Source organism: Achromobacter sp. 2789STDY5608621 (assembly GCF_001299375.1).
GTDB classification, from domain to species: Bacteria; Pseudomonadota; Gammaproteobacteria; order Burkholderiales; family Burkholderiaceae_B; genus Achromobacter; species Achromobacter insuavis.
In genome coordinates this window covers 1-4,898 of the sequence record NZ_CYTU01000100.1, presented here as the reverse complement: position 1 = coordinate 4,898, position 4,898 = coordinate 1, and the positions used below count along the sequence as shown (strand labels likewise).

General features: G+C 67.3%; 6 protein-coding genes and 1 pseudogene. 5 read left to right on the top strand and 2 right to left on the bottom strand.

Features of this window, described 5'->3' with window-relative positions:
- The 5 genes from fliN to fliR all read left to right on the top strand — a co-directional run.
- The coding region (fliN, locus tag AOZ53_RS33055; RefSeq protein ID WP_156333608.1) for a flagellar motor switch protein FliN at positions 1 to 330 on the top strand (330 nt) is incomplete at its 5' end.
- A gap of 13 nt (positions 331 to 343) precedes the next feature.
- Positions 344 to 667 (top strand): flagellar biosynthetic protein FliO, encoded by a 324-nt coding sequence (fliO, locus tag AOZ53_RS33050; RefSeq protein ID WP_006394455.1) that lies wholly within the window; start codon positions 344 to 346, stop codon positions 665 to 667.
- A gap of 22 nt (positions 668 to 689) precedes the next feature.
- Positions 690 to 1,472, top strand: coding sequence for a flagellar type III secretion system pore protein FliP (gene fliP, locus AOZ53_RS33045; protein ID WP_006394454.1), 783 nt, complete (start codon positions 690 to 692; stop codon positions 1,470 to 1,472).
- Between the two features lie 9 nt (positions 1,473 to 1,481).
- Positions 1,482 to 1,751, top strand: coding sequence for a flagellar biosynthesis protein FliQ (gene fliQ, locus AOZ53_RS33040; RefSeq protein ID WP_025138879.1), 270 nt, complete (start codon positions 1,482 to 1,484; stop codon positions 1,749 to 1,751).
- Positions 1,752 to 1,785: 34 nt separating this feature from the next.
- Positions 1,786 to 2,574 carry a flagellar biosynthetic protein FliR gene (fliR, locus tag AOZ53_RS33035; protein ID WP_054435751.1) on the top strand — a complete coding sequence of 263 codons (789 nt, stop codon included), beginning with the start codon at positions 1,786 to 1,788 and terminating at the stop codon, positions 2,572 to 2,574.
- Positions 2,575 to 2,664: 90 nt separating this feature from the next.
- Here fliR and AOZ53_RS33030 read toward each other — a convergent pair.
- Positions 2,665 to 4,260, bottom strand: a pseudogene (locus AOZ53_RS33030) (methyl-accepting chemotaxis protein).
- Between the two features lie 320 nt (positions 4,261 to 4,580).
- The coding region (locus AOZ53_RS33025) for a methyl-accepting chemotaxis protein (protein WP_231690729.1) at positions 4,581 to 4,898 on the bottom strand (318 nt) is incomplete at its 5' end.

The window sequence follows — 4,898 nt, the reverse complement described above, 5'->3', positions numbered from 1 at the left end:
GCCGCTCAGTCGGCGGCGCAGTCGGTGTTCAAGCCGCTGGCCGGCGCCGCGCCCGGCGCCGGCACCGACATCGACCTGATCATGGACGTGCCCGTCCAGCTGACGGTCGAACTGGGCCGCACCCGCCTGACCATCAAGAACCTGCTGCAACTGGGCCAGGGCTCGGTGGTCGAGCTGGACGGCCTGGCCGGCGAGCCGATGGACATCTTCGTCAACGGCTACCTGATCGCCCAGGGCGAAGTGGTGGTGGTGGAAGACAAGTACGGCATCCGCCTGACCGACATCATCACCCCGTCCGAACGCATCAACCGTCTCAACAACCGTCGTTGACCCCGCGTCCGTGATGAACGACTCCGCCCTGCTGCGCGTCATCATCGGCCTGGTGCTGGTGCTGGCGGCCATCCTGGCCGCGGCCTGGCTGGCGCGCCGCGCCGGCCTGACGCAGCGCGGCGGCGGCAACCTGCTCAAGCAGGTCGCCAGCCTGCCGATCGGCGCGCGGCAGAGCATCGTCGTCGTCGAGATCGAGAATACCTGGGTGGTCGTGGGCGTCAGCCCCGGCCAGATCACTCCCCTGCATACCCTGCCTGCCGGCGAACTGCCGCAAGCCGCGACCTTGCCCACCGCCGCCTTCGCGGCCAAGCTGGGCCAGGCGCTCAAGCGCCGCTAGGCGGCGCGCGCATTTCCACACCATGAGCTTGCCCAACACTCCCCGCGCCCGCCGCAGCGCGTTGCCCCTGCTGGGCGCCGCCGCCCTGCTGGGCCTGGCGCTGTACCCGGCCGGCGTCATCGCCCAGGCCACCCTGCCCGCGCTGACCGCGACCCCGGGCGCGAACGGCTCGCAGACCTATTCGCTCAGCATGCAGACGCTGCTGCTGATGACGTCGCTGTCGTTCCTGCCGGCGGCGCTGCTGATGATGACTGGCTTCACCCGCATCATCATCGTGCTGGGCCTGTTGCGCAGCGCCATGGGCACCGCGATGTCGCCGCCCAACCACGTGCTGATCGGGCTGGCGCTGTTCCTGACCTTCTATACGATGTCGCCGGTGTTCGACAAGATCTACACCGACGCCTACAAACCGCTGTCCGAAGGCTCGATCCAGTTCGAGGCCGCCGTCGAGCGCGCCGCGGGCCCGCTGCGCACGTTCATGCTGCACCAGACTCGCGAGAACGACCTGGCGCTGTTCGCCAACCTGGCCAAGCAGCCGGCGCTGGAAGATCCGTCGCAGGTGCCGCTGCGCATCCTGGTGCCGGCCTTCATCACCAGCGAGCTCAAGACCGCGTTCCAGATTGGCTTCACCATCTTCATTCCGTTCCTCATCATCGACCTGGTGGTCGCCAGCGTGCTGATGGCGCTGGGCATGATGATGGTGCCACCCGTGACCGTGGCGCTACCGTTCAAGCTGATGCTGTTCGTGCTGGCCGACGGCTGGAATCTGCTGATGGGCTCGCTGGCCCAGAGCTTCTACCAATAGGGAATCGCCATGACCGCCGAAACCGTCATGACCATGACCTACCAGGCGATGAAAGTCGCGCTGGCGATGGCCGGCCCGCTGCTGATCATCACCCTGATCGTGGGCCTGGTGATCAGCATCTTCCAGGCCGCCACGCAGATCAACGAAATGACGCTGTCGTTCATTCCCAAGCTGCTGGCCATGTGCGGCGTGCTGGTGCTGCTGGGCCCGTGGCTGATCGGCATCATGGTCGACTACATCCGCCAGCTCATCGGCCAGATCCCCGGCCTGGTGTCGTAGCGGCGCGCGCCGCCGGCCCCCGGGACGCGTCCTCATGTTCTCCTTCACCATCGAGCAGCTGAATGGCTGGATCGGCCAGTTCCTCTGGCCGTTCGTGCGCATCCTGGCGCTGGTGGGCACCGCTCCCCTCTTCTCCGAATCAATGATCCCGGTCAAGGTCAAGATCGGGCTGGCCTTCGTGCTGGCGGTCGCCGTCAGCCCGGCGCTCGACCCGGCGCCGCCGATCGCGCCAGGCTCGTTCGCCGGTCTCTGGATGGTGATGCAGCAAGTGCTGATCGGCATCGCCATGGGCTTTTCCATGCGACTGGTGTTCGCGGCGGTGCAGACCGCCGGCGAATTCGTCGGTCTGCAGATGGGCCTGTCGTTCGCCTCGTTCTTCGACCCCAGCACCGGCGCCAACACCGCGGTGCTGTCGCGCCTGTTCAACATCGTGGCGATGCTGACGTTCCTGGCGCTGGACGGCCACCTGCTGGTGCTGGCGGCCCTGGTGCGCTCGTTCGACACCCTGCCGGTGGCGGCGATCCAGCTGCACCAGAACGGCTGGGGCGTGGTGGTGGAATGGGGCAAGACCGTGTTCGTGTCCGGCCTGCTGCTGGCCCTGCCGCTGATCTGCGCGCTGCTGACCATCAACCTGGCGATGGGCATCCTGAACCGCGCCGCGCCGCAGCTGTCGGTGTTCTCGGTGGGTTTTCCGGTCAGCCTGATCGTGGGCGTGGTGCTGCTGACCGTGGTGCTGCCCAATTCGGGCCCGTTCCTGGAGTCGCTGTTCGAATCCGGCCTGTCGGCGATGAGCCGGGTGGCCGATGCGCTGGCGGGCAGATAGCGCCACGCCCGTCCCCGCAGGCAACGCCGCGCGCCATGCCCCATGAAAAAACCGGCCCTCGAGCCGGTTTTTTCATGCGTCTTCGCGGGCCTACTGCTGCCCGGTCAGGCGGAACACCCGGATGGTCTCGCGCAGCGTGCCCGACTGGTTGCCCAGCTGCAGCACGGCGCCGCCCAGTTCTTGCACCAGCGCGGTGTTCTACACCGTCATCACGTCCATCTGCGATACCGCGCTGTCGACCTGCTCGATGCCGCTGGACTGCTCCTGGGACGCCTGCGAGATCTCGCCGATGATGTCGGTGACGCGATGCACCGCCGCCACGATCTCTTCCATGGTCGCGCCGGCCTGCTCGGCCTGGGCCGAGCCCTCGGTCACGCGGTCGACCGAATCCTCGATCAGGCCCTTGATTTCCTTGGCCGCCTGCGCGCTCTTCTGCGCCAGGCTGCGCACTTCGCCGGCCACCACCGCGAAGCCCTTGCCGGACTCGCCGGCGCGGGCCGCTTCCACCGCCGCGTTCAGCGCCAGGATATTGGTCTGGAAGGCGATGCCTTCGATGATGCTGACGATGTCGACGATCTTGCGCGAGCTGTCGGAGATGCCATGCATGGTGCTGACCACCTGGCCCACCGCGACGCCGCCCCGGCGCGCCACGTCCATGCTGCTGGCAGCCAGCTGGTTGGCCTGGCGGGCGTTGTCGGCGTTCTGGCGCACGGTCGAGGTCAGCTGTTCCATGCTGGCCGCGGTCTGCTGCAGCGAGGCGGCCTGGCCCTCGGTGCGGCCGGCCAGCTCCTGGTTGCCGCGGGCGATGTGGACCGCCGCCTGGGTGGTGCCCTCGATGCCGCGGTAGACGTCCTGGGCGATGCCGACCAGGCTCTTGCGCATGACTTCGAGCGAGAACTTCAGGCTGCCGATCTCGTCATCGGAATCGGCCACGATCTGGGTGGTCAGGTTGCCGGCGGCCACCTGGCGCGCCATGTTGGCGGCGTCCACCATCGGATCCAGCAACGAACGGCTCAGGCTCCAGCCCAGGCCGAAGATTCCGATCACGCCCAATGCCAGCAGGCCGCAGGCCAGGCTGGCGCCGGTGGCGTCCAGCGACGCCCAGTTGGCGTTCAGGCCATAGGCGCCGGCCGCCACCACGATGCCCGACGACAGCAGCGCATGGCGGAACATGCGGCTGCGCACGTTGCGCTTGAACGGAAAGGCCAGCAGGTCCAGGCCGCGGCGCCAGCCGGCGCGCACCGGCCGGCCGCGCACGATACGCACGCCGCGGGCGCGGCCTTCGCGGATGCGCTCGTACAGTGCCTCGGCCATCTCGATCTGTTCGTCGCTCGGCCGCACGCGCACCGACGAATACGCCACCACTTCGCCGTTCTCGACGATCGGCGTGGCGTTGGCCAGCACCCAGTAGTAGCCGCCGTCCTTGCGGCGGTTCTTGACCAGGCCGAGCCAGGACTCGCCGGCTTCGAGCGTCTGCCACAGGTCGGCGTAGGCTTCCGGCGGCATGTCGGGATGGCGCACGATGTTGTGCGCCTTGCCGATCAGTTCTTCGCGGGAGAATCCGCTGACTTCGATGAATGCCGGATTCGCGTAGAGGATGCGGCCCTTGGTATCGGTACGCGAGATCAGGTATTGATCCTCGCGCAGCTTGGTTTCCACGTCATTGACAGGAAGGTTTACGCGCACAGCTTGTCTCCGGTTGCATCATATGGCGCAGCAAACAGTCAAGGGCAGTCGATATGGACCGGGCGCCCCACCGCAACCTGTCCCCGCCCGACCCCGAGGGCCTGCGCATGCCGATGCGCGGCGCGACCCGGGGTGGTTCACTGCCCTTGTCCTGGGCGTTATGACTATGAACGGCAATATTTTCGAAAACTTAAGCTGTCCATGACAAAAATCAGACTCATATAAGGTATTCGACCCGGCGGCCGTAAACGGGCGCCGGGTCGAAGGGAGCCGCGGCCGCCAGGCCGCGCTCCGCATCACGGGGTTCGCGCCCCGGATGATCAGTCTTGCGTCAACGTCGGCGCCTGGTAGCCGCCCAGCTGGTGGGCCGGCACTTCGATCACTTCGCCAGCGTTGATCTTGAACACGGCCACCGCCTCGGACAGGCGATGCGCCTGTTCCTGCAGCGAGCCCGCCGCGGCGGCGGCTTCTTCCACCAGCGCCGCGTTCTGCTGCGTCACTTCGTCCATCTGCGACACCGCGCGGTTGACCTGGTCGATGCCGCTCGATTGCTCTTCCGACGCCGCCGAGATCTCGCCCATGATGTCCGTCACGCGCTTGACCGACGCCACGATCTCTTGCATCGTCGCCCCGGCGCG

Excerpts from the sequence above, each read along its gene's own strand:
- fliO (WP_006394455.1), top strand. The coding sequence starts at position 344 with ATGAACGACTCCGCCCTGCTGCGCGTCATCATCGGCCTGGTGCTGGTG.
- fliP (WP_006394454.1), top strand. The coding sequence starts at position 690 with ATGAGCTTGCCCAACACTCCCCGCGCCCGCCGCAGCGCGTTGCCCCTG.
- fliQ (WP_025138879.1), top strand. The coding sequence starts at position 1,482 with ATGACCGCCGAAACCGTCATGACCATGACCTACCAGGCGATGAAAGTC.
- fliR (WP_054435751.1), top strand. The coding sequence starts at position 1,786 with ATGTTCTCCTTCACCATCGAGCAGCTGAATGGCTGGATCGGCCAGTTC.